19 protein-coding genes are annotated in these 16,599 nt (G+C 45.7%); 12 read left to right on the forward strand and 7 right to left on the reverse strand.

The features are described from left to right. Nucleotides 1-233: 233 nt before the first annotated feature. The gene (locus tag Q338_RS13805; protein WP_051968570.1) at nucleotides 234-2,882 is read right to left on the reverse strand and encodes an SEL1-like repeat protein; all 2,649 of its coding nucleotides are present in this window, start codon (nucleotides 2,880-2,882) and stop codon (nucleotides 234-236) included. A gap of 222 nt (nucleotides 2,883-3,104) precedes the next feature. Next, a complete protein-coding gene (gene rpsO / locus Q338_RS08625) occupies nucleotides 3,105-3,374 on the reverse strand; it encodes a 30S ribosomal protein S15 (protein ID WP_034294274.1) in 270 nt (89 codons plus the stop codon). Nucleotides 3,375-3,574: 200 nt separating this feature from the next. Between rpsO and Q338_RS08630 the strand changes: the two genes are divergently transcribed. The 5 genes from Q338_RS08630 (at nucleotide 3,575) to Q338_RS08650 (ending at nucleotide 6,025) form a co-directional block, all read left to right on the forward strand. Next, complete coding sequence (locus Q338_RS08630) at nucleotides 3,575-3,898, forward strand: DUF2185 domain-containing protein (RefSeq protein WP_034294277.1); 324 nt, start codon at nucleotides 3,575-3,577, stop codon at nucleotides 3,896-3,898. Between the two features lie 65 nt (nucleotides 3,899-3,963). Continuing rightward, nucleotides 3,964-4,422: a 6,7-dimethyl-8-ribityllumazine synthase gene (gene ribH / locus Q338_RS08635; RefSeq protein ID WP_034294280.1), complete on the forward strand. Its 459-nt coding sequence runs from the start codon at nucleotides 3,964-3,966 to the stop codon at nucleotides 4,420-4,422. A 48-nt stretch (nucleotides 4,423-4,470) separates the two neighbouring features. Then, nucleotides 4,471-4,944 (forward strand): transcription antitermination factor NusB, encoded by a 474-nt coding sequence (nusB, locus tag Q338_RS08640; protein WP_051968572.1) that lies wholly within the window; start codon nucleotides 4,471-4,473, stop codon nucleotides 4,942-4,944. Between the two features lie 28 nt (nucleotides 4,945-4,972). Next, on the forward strand, nucleotides 4,973-5,419 hold the full coding sequence (locus Q338_RS08645) for a DUF4149 domain-containing protein (RefSeq protein WP_034294283.1): 447 nt from the start codon (nucleotides 4,973-4,975) through the stop codon (nucleotides 5,417-5,419). Between the two features lie 21 nt (nucleotides 5,420-5,440). Further along, nucleotides 5,441-6,025, forward strand: a complete 585-nt coding sequence (locus tag Q338_RS08650; RefSeq protein WP_034294285.1) for an aminodeoxychorismate/anthranilate synthase component II — start codon at nucleotides 5,441-5,443, stop codon at nucleotides 6,023-6,025. Between the two features lie 53 nt (nucleotides 6,026-6,078). Here Q338_RS08650 and Q338_RS08655 read toward each other — a convergent pair whose 3' ends face one another. The 3 genes from Q338_RS08655 to queC all read right to left on the reverse strand — a co-directional run bounded on the left by Q338_RS08655 (nucleotide 6,079) and on the right by queC (nucleotide 8,932). Beyond that, on the reverse strand, nucleotides 6,079-7,236 hold the full coding sequence (locus Q338_RS08655; RefSeq protein ID WP_034294287.1) for a polyamine ABC transporter substrate-binding protein: 1,158 nt from the start codon (nucleotides 7,234-7,236) through the stop codon (nucleotides 6,079-6,081). A 175-nt stretch (nucleotides 7,237-7,411) separates the two neighbouring features. Further along, nucleotides 7,412-8,230: a symmetrical bis(5'-nucleosyl)-tetraphosphatase gene (locus tag Q338_RS08660; RefSeq protein ID WP_034294290.1), complete on the reverse strand. Its 819-nt coding sequence runs from the start codon at nucleotides 8,228-8,230 to the stop codon at nucleotides 7,412-7,414. A gap of 57 nt (nucleotides 8,231-8,287) precedes the next feature. After that, nucleotides 8,288-8,932 (reverse strand): 7-cyano-7-deazaguanine synthase QueC, encoded by a 645-nt coding sequence (gene queC, locus Q338_RS08665; RefSeq protein ID WP_034294292.1) that lies wholly within the window; start codon nucleotides 8,930-8,932, stop codon nucleotides 8,288-8,290. 102 nt (nucleotides 8,933-9,034) lie between these two features. Here queC and Q338_RS08670 point away from each other — a divergent pair, with 102 nt between their 5' ends. Next, the gene (locus Q338_RS08670) at nucleotides 9,035-9,718 is read left to right on the forward strand and encodes a YggS family pyridoxal phosphate-dependent enzyme (RefSeq protein WP_034294293.1); all 684 of its coding nucleotides are present in this window, start codon (nucleotides 9,035-9,037) and stop codon (nucleotides 9,716-9,718) included. Nucleotides 9,719-9,792: 74 nt separating this feature from the next. On the opposite strand, the gene Q338_RS08675 is transcribed toward Q338_RS08670, so the two are convergent. Beyond that, nucleotides 9,793-10,422 carry a c-type cytochrome gene (locus Q338_RS08675; protein WP_034294296.1) on the reverse strand — a complete coding sequence of 210 codons (630 nt, stop codon included), beginning with the start codon at nucleotides 10,420-10,422 and terminating at the stop codon, nucleotides 9,793-9,795. A gap of 101 nt (nucleotides 10,423-10,523) precedes the next feature. Between Q338_RS08675 and yihA the strand changes: the two genes are divergently transcribed. From yihA to Q338_RS08690, 3 genes are all read left to right on the forward strand, one after another. Then, nucleotides 10,524-11,147: a ribosome biogenesis GTP-binding protein YihA/YsxC gene (gene yihA / locus Q338_RS08680; protein WP_034294298.1), complete on the forward strand. Its 624-nt coding sequence runs from the start codon at nucleotides 10,524-10,526 to the stop codon at nucleotides 11,145-11,147. Between the two features lie 150 nt (nucleotides 11,148-11,297). Next, nucleotides 11,298-12,656 (forward strand): prephenate-dependent tRNA uridine(34) hydroxylase TrhP, encoded by a 1,359-nt coding sequence (gene trhP, locus Q338_RS08685; protein WP_034294300.1) that lies wholly within the window; start codon nucleotides 11,298-11,300, stop codon nucleotides 12,654-12,656. Between the two features lie 125 nt (nucleotides 12,657-12,781). Further along, a complete protein-coding gene (locus tag Q338_RS08690; RefSeq protein WP_034294303.1) occupies nucleotides 12,782-13,237 on the forward strand; it encodes a hypothetical protein in 456 nt (151 codons plus the stop codon). Between the two features lie 451 nt (nucleotides 13,238-13,688). Here Q338_RS08690 and Q338_RS08695 read toward each other — a convergent pair whose 3' ends face one another. Further along, nucleotides 13,689-14,429: a DUF6585 family protein gene (locus Q338_RS08695; RefSeq protein ID WP_034294306.1), complete on the reverse strand. Its 741-nt coding sequence runs from the start codon at nucleotides 14,427-14,429 to the stop codon at nucleotides 13,689-13,691. A gap of 194 nt (nucleotides 14,430-14,623) precedes the next feature. Here Q338_RS08695 and Q338_RS08700 point away from each other — a divergent pair, with 194 nt between their 5' ends. Genes Q338_RS08700 through Q338_RS08710 form a run of 3 tightly spaced genes read left to right on the forward strand, consistent with a single transcriptional unit; the run spans nucleotide 14,624 to nucleotide 16,272 of the window. Continuing rightward, the gene (locus tag Q338_RS08700; protein WP_034294309.1) at nucleotides 14,624-14,938 is read left to right on the forward strand and encodes a YbjQ family protein; all 315 of its coding nucleotides are present in this window, start codon (nucleotides 14,624-14,626) and stop codon (nucleotides 14,936-14,938) included. A 24-nt stretch (nucleotides 14,939-14,962) separates the two neighbouring features. Continuing rightward, nucleotides 14,963-15,457, forward strand: a complete 495-nt coding sequence (locus Q338_RS08705; RefSeq protein WP_051968571.1) for a YbjQ family protein — start codon at nucleotides 14,963-14,965, stop codon at nucleotides 15,455-15,457. 2 nt (nucleotides 15,458-15,459) lie between these two features. Further along, on the forward strand, nucleotides 15,460-16,272 hold the full coding sequence (locus Q338_RS08710) for a M48 family metallopeptidase (protein ID WP_034294312.1): 813 nt from the start codon (nucleotides 15,460-15,462) through the stop codon (nucleotides 16,270-16,272). Nucleotides 16,273-16,599 lie beyond the last annotated feature (327 nt).

The following is a 16,599-nucleotide window of genomic DNA, read 5'->3' on the forward strand; positions in this document are numbered from 1 at the left end:
AATATAGTCGTAGAAATGAAAATGCAGTACAAGGCGACAACGCCCGCCGTGTACGAATAGTACATAAGGGCGTTGGCAACGCCGTACTGCTTTTTCAGTTCTGCGACTATAGAACACGTTTTCCCCCGCATTCATATTGCCCAAAACCAAACAAGGCAGCCTGAAAACCCACTTCAAGAGTTTTCAGGCTGCCTGATGATTTTATCAACAGATTAAATCATTCAATTTAAAAATTAAACCGCACGGCGTTTTGCCAATTCGTCCAAACCACGTTGTGCGTTTTGGTCGCCTTGTTTTACTGCTTCTTGCCACCATTGTTCGGCTAATTCATAGTTGGGCGGCGAGCTGTGGAAATACAACCAGCCCAAACCATATTGTGCAGCCACCACGCCTTGTTCGGCGGCGGCGCGATACCACACAATCGCTTGCTCGTGGTTTTGCTCCACGCCCCAGCCGTTGAAATAGGCGATTGCCAAATTGTTTTGTGCGCCCGAATGCCCTTGTTCTGCTGCTTTGGTGTACCACGCGGCGGCTTGGCGTTGTCCTTCTACGCTGTCGCTGCTTTGTGCATACAGCAAGCCCAAGTTGAATTGTGCGTCTGCATGACCTTGCTCGGCGGCACGTTCACACCAATCGGCGGCTTTATTGGTGTCTTTGGCGACACCATTGCCATCGGCATAGAGTAAACCCAAATTGTTTTGTGCGCTTGGATTGCCTTGTTCGGCGGCTTTGGTGTACCAATTGGCAGCCTGAACATAATCTTGCGCCACGCCTTGACCGCTTTCGTAGCGCACGCCCAAATTGTATTGCGCAATCACATTGCCCTGTTCGGCAGATTTCAATGTATACTCAATTGCTTTGGCATCGTCTTGCACCACACCGCGACCATAGGCATACGCCAAACCCAAATTGTATTGGGCAATATCATCGCCCTGTTCGGCGGCTTTTTCAAACCATTCGGCAGCCTGCGCGTAATCTTGCGCCACGCCAGAGCCATTGGTGTACAGCTCGCCCAAATTGTTTTGAGCAGGCGCGTAACCCGCTTTCGCCGCTTTGGTGTACCACACCACCGCTTCAGGCAAGTTTTCCATAATGCCCAAACCTTTGGCATAGCACACGCCCAAATTGTATTGCGCGACTGTGTGTTCTTGGTCGGCGGCTTTCAAATAGAATACGGCGGCTTGCCGTTCGTCTTGCTCCACGCCCCAACCATTGGCATACAAAGTACCCAAATGATATTGACTGTCCGCATGACCTTGTTCCGATAATTCTTTTAACAAGGGGAAGGCAGCCTGAAAATCTTGTTGTTCATACAATTTCATCGCATGGGCAAAATCTTCCGCTTGTTTGGCTTCATCTACTTTAGGCTCGGTTTCCGTGTCTTCTTCGGGTGTTTCTGCTGCTTGTTGCAACAAATCTGCCGCATTAATCACTTCAGGTTCTTCGCCATTATTGATGGCTGCGTCATCAGAAGGGGTGGGGATTTCGGGTGCAGATGGTTCGCTGGCAACCGTTTCTTCTGGCTGAATCTCTGACACAGGTGCGATTTCAGGTGCAGTTTCCGCCGTTACAGAGGTAGTAGCCACCACCATGGGTTCTGTTTTGACAACAGGCGTAACCGATGAGCTAACCCTAATCACAGGCATCACATTTTGCACGATGGTGGGTTTGCTGGTCATTTCCGCCACGCTGGTGTTGGACGACACAGTTGGTGTATGTGCTTGCAAACGCTCTTGTTCATCAAATGCACTTTGCGCTTGTTCCACCGCATTGGCGTGTGCCACTTTGCCGTACCACGCAGACGCTTGCAAGAAATCCTGCGCCACGCCACGACCTTCGGCATACAATTGCCCCATGCGAATTTGCGCAGGCAAATAACCACGTTGCGCCGCACGCAAATACCAATCAGCAGCCTGCACATCGTCTTGCGCCACGCCCAAAGCCTGACCATACAATTCGCCCAAATCATACATCGCCAAAGGTTGCGAATGCTTCACCGCCAAATCACGAATCATAGACAAAGCCGCAGGGTGTCCCTGTTTGGCAGCCTGAAAATACCAATTGGTTGATTGTTCCGCATTTTGCTCTACCGCATAGCCATGTGTGTACATGGTGCCGAGCAAATATTGCGCTTCGTCCACGCCTTCATTTGCCAATTTTTCCAACACAGGCAAAGCCGTACCATAATCATTTTGACGATACGCCACTTGCGCTTGTTGCAATAAAGTTGTGTGATTATTTGCTTCCTGTTCCGCTGCTTTCATCAACCATTCAGCCGCCACACGATAATCTTGCGCCACGCCATCGCCATTGGCAAACATTCTACCCAAACGCACTTGTGCTGGCACATAATCCTGATTGGCTGCCAATTGATACCAATCGGCGGCGAGTTCCGCGTCTGCGTTCACGCCTCTGCCATGTGCATACAATTCGCCCAAATGGTATTGCGCCACCGCGTCTTCTTCCTGTGCCAATTCTTGAAAGGCGGACAATGCGCTGTCAAAATCTTCCGCTTCATACGCCGCACAGGCTTCTGCCAAACGGTGTTCAGGCGTTTTGTCTTGCTGGTCGGCGGCTTTATTAAACCACTCGGCAGCTTGACGATAATCCATCGGCAAACCCAAGCCATTGGCATAAAATTCGCCCAATTTCGCTTGTGCGGGTGGGTAGCCACGTTCCGCCGCTTGGCGGAAATAATTGGCAGCCTGAACATAATCTTGGTTCACACCCTGACCGTGTTCATACATTTTGCCCAAATGAAATTGTGCGATGGTGGATTTTTGTTGCGCCGCTTGCAAAAACAAGGGGTGGGCGATGGCAAAATTGCCCGAATCATAGGCATCAATCGCCTGTTTTAATTTAGTCGTGATAATGGACTTCATTAAACATTCCTTCACGGGGAAACATATCATAATAAAACAGGGATATTAACAGAAATTTGCTTAAATTTAAAATAAAGGCAGCCTGAAAATACATTCAGGCTGCCTTTTTCTGACACAAATCAATCTGGCACAAATTAAATAGCCATATTTTCTGAATATAAACAATAAAAAAACTGTCTGAAAAAATACTTTTCAGACAGCCTTATTAAAAAAAGCGCGAAATTATTTACGCAAGCCCAAGCGAGTAATCACATTGCGATAGGTATCCGCGTCAGTGCGGCGCAAATACGCCAACAAACGACGACGTGCGCTCACCATTTTCAACAAACCACGACGGCTGTGTACGTCTTTTGGGTTTGCCTTGAAATGTGGCGTCAAGTCATTGATACGGAAAGTCAATAATGCGATTTGTACTTCAGAAGAGCCAGTATCGCCTTCTTTGCGTTGGAAATCTTTAACGATTTGCGCTTTTTGTTCTACGGTCAGAGCCATGTTTAAAGTCCTAAAAAATAATGCCTTGCGGCGGAGACAAGTTTACCGAGCAAAATAGAAAACCACCTTACCCCGCGTAAACTCCGAAATTTAAGGCTGGGATTATGCCATAAATTGCGCTATTTGGCATGGTATTTTTTAGATTTTTGCGAAAGTGTCGTATAATTAGCGTTTTCATTTTGTTTCTGTTGGATTTTAGCATGAACCCTTTTGCTCAAGCCCTGTCTGCGGCTTTGGAATATGCGATTGTGAGCCGTCAGGTATTGGACGATGGCGCGGCAATTGGTTTTTTGTATCGTGAGGCGGCGGTGTTTGAACAAGATAGCGGCTGGCGCATATTTAGCGGCGCGGAAGACGATGAATTTGCTGACAATACAGACAATTTTGACACGGTATTATTAAGCACCATTTTGGACAATCACCCCGAAATCACGCCGCTTATGGGCAACACGGAAGGTGCGTGGGAATGGGACGATGAAACAGAACAGTTTGTGGCGGTGGCGGATTGGTCGCCGCAAGATTGATTTTTTTCAGGCAGCCTGAAAATATATCTCTATTATATTTCTATAGATAAAACAAGGATTAAATAATGAAAACCATCACCCCAAATTTAAATGGCAAAGATTTAACAATCGGTATTGTGCAAGCACGTTTTAGCAATGAAATTGGCAGCGCAATGGTGGAAGTGGCGCGGCAAAAATTGTTGTCATTGGGCGTTGCCGATGAGAACATCACTTTGGTAACGGTGGCGGGCGCGTTGGAAGTGCCTTTGGCGTTGCAAAATTTGGCGGCGCGTGATGAATTTGACGCTTTGTTGGCGTTTGGCGCGGTGATTCGCGGTGAGACTTATCATTTTGAATTGGTGGCAAATGAATCGGGCGCAGGCGTAACGCGTGTCGGTTTGGATTTCAATATTCCGATTGCTAATGCGATTTTAACCACCGAAAATGATGAGCAAGCCCATGTCCGCATTCAGGAAAAAGCCAGCGAAGCGGCAGTAGTGGCGGTGGAAATGGCGAATTTATTGCGCGAATTGGCGGAAGATTAAATTTCAGGCTGCCTGAATATTATTCAAAATAAAATGGAACAAATGAACATGACGGACAAAAAACCATACAAATCCCCACGCCGCCGCGCACGAGAATTTGCGGTACAAGCCTTGTATCAAGCGGCATTGAATCAAAAAGCCGCCCCCGAAATCGCCAATTATTCGCGCGAACACACAGATTTTAAACGGGCGGATTCTGAATTATTTAACCAGTTGTTTTTTGGGGCTTTATCTAATCAGGTGCCATACATGATGGCGATTCGCCCCCATCTTGACCGCGATGAAAAATTGGTTAATCCCATTGAACGCGCGATTTTGCTGATGGCAACCCACGAATTACACGCCATGCCCGAAACACCCCGCGCCGTTGTGATTAACGAAGCGATTGAAATCACCAAAACATTTGGCGGCACAGACAGCCACAAATTTATCAACAGTATTTTGGACAAAATCGCGGACGAATTGGCAAAAAATCCCCCCATTTTCAACAACACCAGCCCCGATACTGAAGCGGCTGAATAATATTCAGGCAGCCTGAAAGGTTTGAAACATGAAACGTATCGCGGCTTTATTGTTGAGCGTGTGGCTTGGGGTGCAATTGGGGTTTGGCTATGTGGTTGCGCCGATTTTGTTTGCCAATTTAGACAAAATGGTGGCGGGACAATTGGCGGGGCAATTATTCCATGTATCTAATTATATGGGATTATTGGCGTGGCTGGTGATTTTGGTGGTGCTGAAACGGCGCTCTGCGTGGGAATTGGGTTCGGGCGACAAACGTGTGCGTGTGCTGGTGTGCGTGTTGTTGGCTTTGTTTGCCATTAGCGAATTTGCGATTACTCCCACCATTGCCGCGCTCAAAGCTGGCGAGACGACCTTATTGGCGAACTGGTTGAGTGGTTCATTTAAAGTGTGGCATGGCGTGTCCAGCGTGTTTCATTTGTTGCAATCCTTATTGGGTTTGGGTTTGATGGTTAAATTAGTGCGTTTGCAAAATTAGTTTACCAAAGAAAGTCAAAAAATGCTTTTATTTATAGATAATTACGATAGCTTTACCTACAATATCGTGCAATATTTTGGCGAATTGGGTCAAGAAGTGCTGGTGCGTTGCAATGACGAAATCACTTTGGACGAAATTGCCGCGCTGCAACCGCAATATTTGGTCATTGGGCCCGGTCCTTGTACGCCCAAAGAAGCGGGTATTTCGGTGGCGGCTATGCAGCATTTTGCAGGCAAACTGCCGATTTTGGGCGTGTGTTTGGGACACCAAGCCATCGGCGAAGCCTTTGGCGGCAAAGTGATTCGCGCCAAAACCTTAATGCACGGCAAAACATCGCCCGTGTTTCACCACAACACAGGTGTGTTCCGTGATTTGCCCAATCCTGTGATTTGCACGCGTTATCATAGCCTTGTGATTGAGCGCGAATCCTTGCCCGAGCATTTATACATCACGGCATGGACGGAAGACGGCGAAATCATGGGCGTGCGCCACCGCGATTTTGCGATTGAAGGCGTGCAATTTCACCCCGAAGGTTTATTGACCGAATTTGGGCGCGAAATGTTGAATAATTTTTTGACCGAATTTGCCCATTTTCAAGCCAAATAAATAAACAGGCAGCCTGAAAACTTTTTCAGGCTGCCTATATTTTGTTCATTCAATTATTTACCAGCTTTTAAAGCCTGCCACAATTTCGTTTGCAATTTCACTGCGTCTGCCGATTTTGGTAACACCACAAAACTGTTGGCTTTCACTTCATCGGTCGGGAAAATAGACGTGTCGTTGGCAAATTCAGGTTTCATCAGTTGACGCGCACCTGCGGCGGCTGGCGCGTAGGTTACAAAATCGCCATTTTGCGCTGCCACTTTGGGCTCTAAAGTGTAATTGATGTATTTATGCGCGTTGGCAACATTTTTCGCGTCTTTGGGAATCATAAACGAGTCAATCCAAATGCCCACGCCTGTTTTCGGGGTCAAAACGCTGATGTTTACTTTGCCGCCTGCTTCGGCTGCACGGCGTTTGGCGATGTTCAAATCGCCGCCGTAGCCGATGGACACGCACAATTCGCCGCCCGCCAAGTTTTCAATATAACCTGATGAAGAATAGCGTTTCACGTCTTTGTGGGTGGTTTTCAACAAATCAAAGGCAGCCTGAATATCGGCTGGGTCTTCGCTGTTTGGATTTTTGCCCAAGTATTTCAATACCAAAGGAATTTGTTCCGTTGGGCTATCAAAAAAGCTAATGCCGCACGATTTTAATTTCGCCGTGTATTCGGGTTTGAACACCAAATCCCATTCATTTTCAGGCAATTTGTCGCTGCCCAATGCTTTTTTCACCAAATCCGTGTTAATCGCTAATGTGTTAATGCCCCAGAAATACGGCACGGCGTATTCATTGCCAGCGTCCACTTGCGCCATCAATTTCAATAATTTAGGGTCAATATTTTGATAATTAGGAATTTGATTTTTATCAATTTTTTGATACGCACCTGCTTTGATTTGGCGACCCACATTGGACAAAGATGGCGCAGTCAAATCATAACCTGATTTGCCTGTCAAAACTTTGGCTTCCAATACTTCATTGCTATCGTAATAGGCTTCGGTTACGGCAATTTTATTTTGCTCGCCAAAGGCTTTCACGGTGGCAGGGTCGCTGTAATCCGACCAAACATAGATGTTTAACTCGTCTGTTGCGGCTGCGGCGGTTGGCGCAGCACCTGAAGCAGCCGCATTCGCGTTATCCGATTTCTGATTTGAACCTCCGCAAGCCGCCAAAACCGCAGCAGCAATCACGGAAACCAACAGTGTTTTTTTATTCATTTTTTGTTTTCCTTTTAAAAGGATGGGGTTCAAAATAAAGTGTTTTGCCGTTCGGAAGATTACCTAATTCCAAACACGTTGGTCGGCAAGCGCGAATTAAACGCAAAAATGTCCGTGAGTGCAAGCGAAAATTACATTTTCCATGTAAAAAAATTTCAGGCAGCCTGAAAATGATTTATTCACGCCAATCTGCCTTACTTTCACTTTGAATTTGAAAGATTTTTTCGCTGGCTAAATCCACCGCCGTCAATTGTCCGCCCCACAACGCGCCCGTGTCCAAAGCCAGCACATTTTTCTCATTGCGATAGCCCAACGCCGACCAATGCCCAAACACAATTTTGTGGCTCAAATGCGCCCGATGGGGTGCGTCAAACCACGCGAAATGTGTGGGCGGAATATCGGCATATTCTTGTTTAAAATCATGGTCTAATGCCTGATTTTGGGTCAAAACGCGCATTCGGGTAAACACATTGGTAATCAAGCGCAAACGCTCATCGCCTTGCAAATCGGGCGACCATCTGTCGGGTTGATTGCCATACATATTGGCGAAATAATGTTGCGGATTTTCGCGTAAGGCAGCCTGAACTTCTTTTGATAAATCAATGGCTTGATTCACATTCCATTCGGGCAAAATGCCTGCGTGTACCAAAACATGGGTGTCGGTGTGGCGCAAAAGTGGCTGGTGGCGTAACCAATCGCGCATTTTGGGCAATTCGCTGTGTTGCAAAATGGGCATGAGCGTGTCGCGGCGTTTGAGTTTGCCAAAACCGTAGGATACGGCGAGCAGGTGTAAATCATGGTTGCCCAACACAATTTGTACGCTGCTTTCGTGCTGCATACAAAATTGTAGGCATTCCAGTGAGTGTGTGCCGCGATTGACGATGTCGCCGACCAGCCAGAGTGTGTCTGTACCGTGATTAAAATCAATCAGTTGGAGTAATTTTGTGAGTTCGGTGTAGCAACCTTGTAGGTCGCCAATTGCATAGTGTGCCATAGGGTTATTGTGTTGATTAAATTGAAAAAATGATTTTCAGGCTGCCTGAAAATCAATTTACGTCCGCTCCGCCAAATATTCGCTTAAACCTTTTTCGCGCAACAAGCAGCTTGGGCATTCGTGGCAACCGCCGTCCACGCCCAAATAGCAAGTGTGGGTGTGTTGGCGAATATAATCAAACACGCCCAATTTGTCCGCCAATGCCCATGTTTCTTTTTTGGTTAAATACATCAATGGGGTACGAATATTAAAATCGTATGCCATCGCCAAATTCAAACTCACGTTCATGGATTTGACAAACACATCACGGCAATCTGGATAGCCCGAAAAATCGGTTTCGCACACGCCCACAAAAATCTCTTTAATATTTTGCGATTTGGCGTAAATGGCAGCATACAGTAAAAACAAGGCGTTACGCCCGTCCACAAAAGTATTGGGCAGGCTGCCTGAAGTGTCAATTTCGGCGGTGTTGTCCATCAGCGCGTTGTTGGTGATGCCTGAAATCAGCGATAAATCCAACACAGTTTGTTTCACGCCCAAATCTCGCGCAATCCATGCGGCGCGTTCTAATTCAATGCTGTGGCGTTGCCCGTAGGCGAATGTGATGGTTTGGACATTGGCGACACCGTATTCGGCGATGGCTTGAAATAGGCAGGTGGTGGAATCTTGTCCACCCGAAAAAATCACGAGTGTGGCGGTCATGGTTGCAGCTCAAAGAAAAAACGGTTATTTTAACGAAGATTTATATTTTCAGGCAGCCTGAAAGCCATTTCACCCCATTAAAATTCACAAAAATCCAATCAAATGAATATACTAGAACAAAACCGCCAACACATTCTAAACCAAATCCGCGCCGCCGAAACCGCCGCCCAACGACTTTCAGGCAGCGTGCAATTGATTGCCGTCAGCAAAACTTTTCCAGCCGCCGCCATTCGTGAATTGTACGCGCACGGACAACGCGCTTTCGGCGAAAATTACATTCAAGAATGGCAAGAAAAAATCGGGCAACTGACGGATTGTCCAGAAATTAATTGGCATATTATTGGCAATATTCAGTCCAACAAAACCCGCACCGTTGCCGAACACGCCCATTGGCTGCACACGCTAGACCGCGTGAAAATCGCGCAACGCTTGAACGCGCAACGCCCAGCCCATTTGCCACCGCTACAAATTTGCATAGAAATCAACATCGCCAATGAAACCGCGAAACACGGTATTCGCCCCGATGAATTATTGCCGCTCGCCCAGCAAATTTTGGATTTGCCCAATATTCATTTGCGCGGCTTAATGTGCGTGGCGGCGGCAACGGCAGACGACCATATTTTGCGCCAACAATTCAATCAGATGGCAGATTTATTGCGCCAACTGCAAACCATCGCGCCGCAAGCCGACACCTTGTCTATGGGCATGAGCGGCGATATGGCGGTGGCGATTGAGTGTGGCGCGACGATGGTGCGGGTGGGGACGGCGATTTTTGGGCGGAGGTAAAAATTAGGCAGCCTGAAAATATGTTTGTCCATATTTTCAGGCTGCCTGAATTAAAATAATCTAATTAAATCAAATTATTGCAAACCTTGAATATAGTTACCCACCGCTTGCATTTCTTCTTCGTTCATGCGTTTGGCGATGTCTTCCATCATGCTGTTGGGGCTAACGCGTTTGCCTGTTGCATAATTTTTCAATTGGTCGGCAACATAGCTGGCGTGTTGTCCGCCCAAACGTGGGAATGCGGTAACCGCCGTGCCGCCACCTGGTGTGCCCGCACCATTGGGACTGTGGCAGGACATACATGCAGGAACGCGTTTTTCAGGAATGCCCGCGCGGTAAATTTTCGCACCCAAAGCTGGATTTTGTTTTGGGTTGGCTTCACCTGCTTTTGGATTTTGTTTGGCGTAATAAGCGGACACATTGCGAATGTCTTCATCGCTCAAATTTTGTACCATAGGTGCCATTGCGGCAGCAGAGCCAGTGGTGCGTTTGCCTTCTTTGATGGCTTTGGTTTCGCGGAAAATAAAATCGGCGTGTTGTGCGGATAATTTGGGGTACATGGCAATGCCGCTATTGCCGTCTGCGGCGTGGCAAGCTGCGCACACTTTCTCGGCGATTTGTTTGCCTTTTGCCAAATCTGCTGCAGGTGCGGCATACACCGAACCCGCTAAAAACATCGCTGCCAATAAAGTAAAACGTTTCATTTGTGTTCCTTTGATATAATTTTGAAAATCCACAGGTTCGGATAAAATGCGCCTGAACGCAGAATTTCCAAATTATACCAAATTTAATTAACGAGAAAACCATGAATTTATTTCAAAACGCCAAATTCTTTACCACCGTCAATCATTTAAAAGATTTGCCCGACACGCCCGCAGAAATTGCGTTTGTGGGGCGCAGCAATGCTGGAAAATCCAGCGCAATCAATACATTGTGCAACCATGTTCGCCTAGCCTACGTTTCCAAAACCCCCGGCAGAACGCAGCATATTAACTTTTTTGAGCTTGCCAATGGGCATTTTATGGTGGATTTACCAGGCTACGGCTACGCGCAAGTGCCTGAAGCGGTGCGCGCGCATTGGGTAAAATTATTGGGCGATTATTTGCAAACGCGTAAACAATTGATTGGTTTAGTGTTAATTATGGACGCACGCCACCCACTCAAAGCCCTAGATATTCAAATGTTGGACTTTTTTGCGCTAACGCAAAGACCTGTGCATATTTTGTTGTCTAAAGCCGACAAATTGTCCAAAAATGAGCAAATCAAAACGCTGGCGGAAGTGAAAAAACAGCTCAAACCATTTGCGGAACGCCAAGCAGTGTCGGTGCAATTGTTTTCCAGTTTGAAAAAACAGGGTATTGATGAAGTGGAAGCGGTTGTGGGCGATTGGTTTGCAGGTTTGGCAGAAAATGATTTTGCGGAAGAATAAGCTTTTCAGGCAGCCTGAAAATTGACCGAAAACCGAAAAAAGACGATAATTCGCAAGCCTTTAATTCACTTTTTCAGGCAGCCTGAAAGCAGATAAATTGCGTTTCAGGCTGCCTGAAAATATTTAATTTAAATAGAAAGACGAACACACATGAAATCCCCCGAATTACTTCTCCCCGCAGGCGGCTTGGAACGCATGCGCGCTGCCTACGATTTTGGCGCAGACGCGGTTTACGCAGGTTCGCCACGCTATTCTTTGCGCGCGCGTAACAATGAATTTGCCAAACTGGACGTTTTACAACAAGGCATCAGCGAAGCCCATGCGCGTGGCAAAAAGTTTTTCCTAACCGTGAACACCATTCCGCACAATTCCAAACTGAAAACGTTTATGAACGACATCGCGCCGCTCGTTGCCATGAAACCTGACGCGATGATTATGGCGGACGCAGGCTTAATCATGATGATGCGCGAACATTATCCCGAAATGCCCATTCATCTTTCCGTGCAAGCCAATACCACCAATTATTGGGGCGTGAAATTTTGGCAAAACATTGGCGTGGAACGCATTATTTTGTCGCGCGAATTGAGTTTGGAAGAAATTGCCGAAATCCGCCAGCAATGCCCCGATATTGAATTGGAAGTGTTTGTGCATGGCGCGTTGTGCATTGCTTATTCAGGTCGTTGTTTATTATCGGGTTATTTCAATCACCGCGACCCCAATCAAGGCACTTGCACCAATTCTTGCCGTTGGGATTACAAAGTCCACGACACGGAAACGGACGAAATGGGCGATGCCAAACTGTTGAAAGGATTCAATTTTCATCAAGCACAAGAAGATGCAAATGCCGCTTTTGAAGGCATTAACGGTCAAAAACGCCACCCCTATGCCGATAAAGTTTTCTTGATTGAAGAAGCCAATCGCCCCAACGAACTCATGCCGATTATGGAAGACGAACACGGCACTTACATCATGAATTCCAAAGACTTACGCGCGATTGAGCAAGTGGCAAAACTGGCTGAAATTGGCGTGGACAGCCTGAAAGTGGAAGGGCGCACCAAGTCGGTTTACTATGTGGCGCGTGTGGCGCAGGCTTATCGCAAAGCGATTGATGACGCGGTGGCAGGAAAACCATTTGATTACAGCCTGTTAGCCGAATTGGAAGGCTTGGCAAATCGCGGTTACACATCGGGCTTTTTGGAACGCCACCAAACGCAGGAATACCAAAATTATTTGTACGGACATTCCATTGCGAAACAAAGCCAGTTTGTTGGACAAATTACCGAAATTGACGCAGAAGGCTGGGCGACCATTGATGTGAAAAACAAATTTTCGGTGGGCGATACTTTGGAGATTATCCACCCAAGTGGCAACCAATTAATTGTGTTGGACAAAATGAAACGCAAAGGCGTGGAAACCGATGTGGCGGCTGGCAATGGCATTCAGGTGCAAATCCCGAATATGCACGGACGCGATAAGGCTTTGGTGGCGCGTGTGATTCAGAATGGGTAAAGCCAAATGTAGGGTGCGCCGTGCACACCGATTTCTCACGCAAAAATAAAATGCGGTGGAAATTCGGTGCGCATGGCGCACTCTATACTTGCTTACAAATTTAATAGTAGGTATAGGAGAAATAAATGCACTTGGTAAAATATCATTTTAATTATATCAATAATATAATTGGTTTTTCACTAACTGATGTACATACAAATCAATTTAAAAATTTCATTGAGATTATTGAAAATAATTTCAACGTAAATTTAAAAGAAGAAACAGAAAATTTTCATATGGTTTTTTCATTCTGGATAGGAGAATTTAATAGCTTATGGGTGTCAAAAAAAATTAAGTATTTTAATAAAAATACAAGTTCTGAGATTAATATCGTCTTATTTATTTCAACTGAGATTATGAATAATTTGGGAGTGAAAACCAAAATTACAAATTTCAAGATAAACCAAAAATACTTTAATAATGTTTTTTTAGATGATGAAACCAGAAGCACTAAAGAAATTGATTTTTATATCAATAAAATTAATGATTTATTAATAATAAACCTTATTGAAAATAAAATTTTATACCCAAATAATATCTAGCAGCGTAGAGTAGGTGCTTGCACCCACGTATTCTATTACTTATTGTTTTTCATTAAAATTTATTTTCAGGCAGCCTGAAAATAATGGCTTAATGATTTGGCATATTGAAATTGTGTGGGTGCGAGTACCCACCCTACGCTTGCTATCCAAAACCTTGGGGCTTTTTGAAACAGTTTGATTTATGGACACCATTTGATGATTATGATGATTGGTCGCCTGTTAAAAATGCCATTTGAATTTCAGGCTGCCTTTCACTACCCTACAAAAATAAAATATCGCCCACAATCGTTGAAATACACCAGCTACTCCCTCTCCTTTGGGAGAGGGCTGGGGAGAGGGTAAATCGTGGCACAGTGCCTGCTTTTCCCTCTCCCTAACCCTCTCCCAAAGGAGAGGGGACAGGTGGGTGGCAAGCAAAAATTTGTAGGGTAATAAAAGGCAGCCTGAAACGTCAATACATCTTCACATCATCTTCACCATCCAGCGCATCTGAATGGCTTAACAAATGATTCAACACATCAAAATTGGCAACTTTACTCAATTCCACATACGCCGCGCCTTTTTGCAGCAAACCGCCCGAATTGTTGTGCGTGTAAAAACGCAATATGCCGCGTTCCACTTCAATATCGCTTAATTGGTCAAACGGGAATTTTTTGTCTTTCACGCTAATCATGCGGTTGTTCAATTTAATCGCGCCAAAATTCAAGGTTTTGCCTTCATTAAACGCTTGGGTCATGGCGGGCAACATGGTATTGGCTTGATAATCCAGCAAAATTTCAATCACTTCTTCCATATTCAAAAATGAAGACGGAATTTTGATGTCTTCATCTTTTTGCACCAATCGCACGGCAACGTGTCGCGCGGTGTTCACGCCATACATTCTTTCTTGAACGCGCGTGATGTACATCTGCATATTCGGTTTGAATGCAAGGGTTTTTGTGCCAAAAAGCGATTGATAAATCAAGCCATTTTCGTAAATGTGCAAACGTGAACGCAAGCAACTTGCCAACATATACAAAGCGGGCGCGTACAGCAGAAACATGAAAAACCACATATGCGGATTTTTGTTTTCCAGCCATGAATCAAACAACACCCATACAGGTAAAGCAAAAATGGCAAACCAGAGTATCATCAAGCGTTTGGATTTGTGTGTGGTTAATCGGTGCTGACCGAATTGTCGGGGGGCTTTCATGAAAAAATCCTGTAAAAAAAAGTAAAATTGTGAAAAGGACGCTATTCTACCCTCCCCATAACAAAGTAAACAAGTTTATTTTTCAGGCTGCCTGATTTGAAAATTTTAGAGTGGACGTACACGGCTATTTTGTTTAACATCAAATCTTTCAGGCTGCCTGAAATCATTTCCTCCAATTTAAAAAGGATTTCACCATGTTAATTACCAATTTGGAATATCTCCCCGACCGCAAAATTGTCCGTCATATCGGCTTGGTGCAAGGCTCAACCGTGCGTGCCAAACACGCAGGGCGTGATTTTATGGCAGGTTTGAAAAACATTTTCGGCGGCGAATTAAAAGGCTACACCGAATTGCTCAACGAATCACGCGATGAAGCCATTGAACGCATGATGGAACAAGCCAAACAGGTGGGCGCAAATGCCGTGATTAATGTGCGTTTCTCCACATCATCGGTGGCGGCTGGAGCGGCGGAAATTTTTGCTTATGGCACGGCGGTGGTGATTGAATAATCTAAATAAAACAAAGGTGTTGTCATGTCTATTCAAGATTTGATTGCGGAATTTGCGGGTTGGATTATTTTTTTCATTGTGCTGATTGTTGCCTATTTTACAGGCAGCCGCGATGAGAAAAAGCATTACGCCAGCATTTTGGCGCGTGAAGACGAATTGCGCCACATCAGAGTTATCCCCGTCAAACGTCCACCCAGAGTATTTTGCGACCAACATTTGGTGGTGGGCAGCGTGGTGGTGTCCAGCAATGCGTTTACCCGATTTTTAGCGGGTTTTCGCAACTTTTTTGGTGGCAATGTGCGCAGTTACGAAAGTTTGCTTGACCGCGCTCGCCGCGAAGCCATCTTGCGCATGAAAGCTCAAGCCGAAGAACACGGTGCAAATCTCATTTTAAATGTGAAACTGGAAACCGCCACGCTCGGCAATATCCACGACCCACGCCAAGCCGCTCAAAACGCCACCGTAGAAGTGCTGGCTTATGGCACGGCTGGCAAAATTATCCAAAAACCGAAAGCATAATCATGGAATGGGGCGACCCGAAATTTGACGAAAGCAAAAATCCCAATATCTCGCACGATGCTTACCAGTTTGGCGAAATTCGTGCGTTATTGGGTTATTTTTTGCTGACTGTGGTGGTGGTGGTTTTATTGGTGGAGGCGATTGTGTGGAGTTTGCCGCACACCATCAGTTTGCAGCGTGAAAGAAATTGGTTCAGTTTTGTACAAACGCATTTTGATGAACATAAAAATTTTCAAAAAGATGAAAAATTACAAAAACTTGCCAACCAGCTTGCGCCACACATGGGGCTGCCTGAAAACAGCATTACCGTGTATTACAACCTAGACGACACGCCCAATGCTTTTGCTACGTTTGGCGGCAATATTGTGATGTATCGCGGTTTGCTGTCGCGTTTGCCGAATGAAGAAAGTGTCGCCACCGTGTTGGCACACGAAATGGCGCATATTAAACACCGCGACCCTTTACGAGCCATGTCGCGCAATTTGCTCTATAGTATGGTGGCGGCGATGTTTGGCAATGACACGCAAATACAGATGTTGGCGAATATGGAAGGTTTGCGTTACAGCCGTGAATTGGAATACGCCGCCGATGCCGCCGCACTGGACGCGACCCAGAAACATTATGGCAACACGCAAGGCGCACATGATTTATTCGCCGTACTCACGCAAATTGAGCAGGAATACGGCGGCAATCGCATTGCATGGTTCAGCACCCACCCCGCAACTGCCGACCGTGTTCAGCAAATCCAACAACGCGCCTTACAATTGAATTATCAGCAACATCAGAATGTGCATGAAAATCTATGGCGTAAATGATATGATTGTTTTTCAGGCTGCCTTTCACTACCCTACAAAAAATGAAATACTGCCTGAAATAGTTGAGATACAGCAATCTAACCCCCCTCTCCTTTGGGAGAGAGGGCTGGGGAGAGGGAAAAATCGTGGTGCATTGAAAGTTTTACCCTCTCCCTAACCCTCTCCCACAGGCATGGGTATCTACACATCTTTTTTTGAGATTATGTTGATTGTTTTTCAACAAAAATTTCAAAACAAGCTGACAAAATCTCGCCGTGTTACGCGTGATTTTGAAACTAAAATTAAGGGCTATTGAATTGATATTTCAAATAACCTTTTAATTTTATT

Origin of the sequence: Alysiella crassa DSM 2578, from assembly GCF_000745955.1 — a bacterium.
In the GTDB taxonomy this organism is placed as follows: Bacteria; Pseudomonadota; Gammaproteobacteria; order Burkholderiales; family Neisseriaceae; genus Simonsiella; species Simonsiella crassa.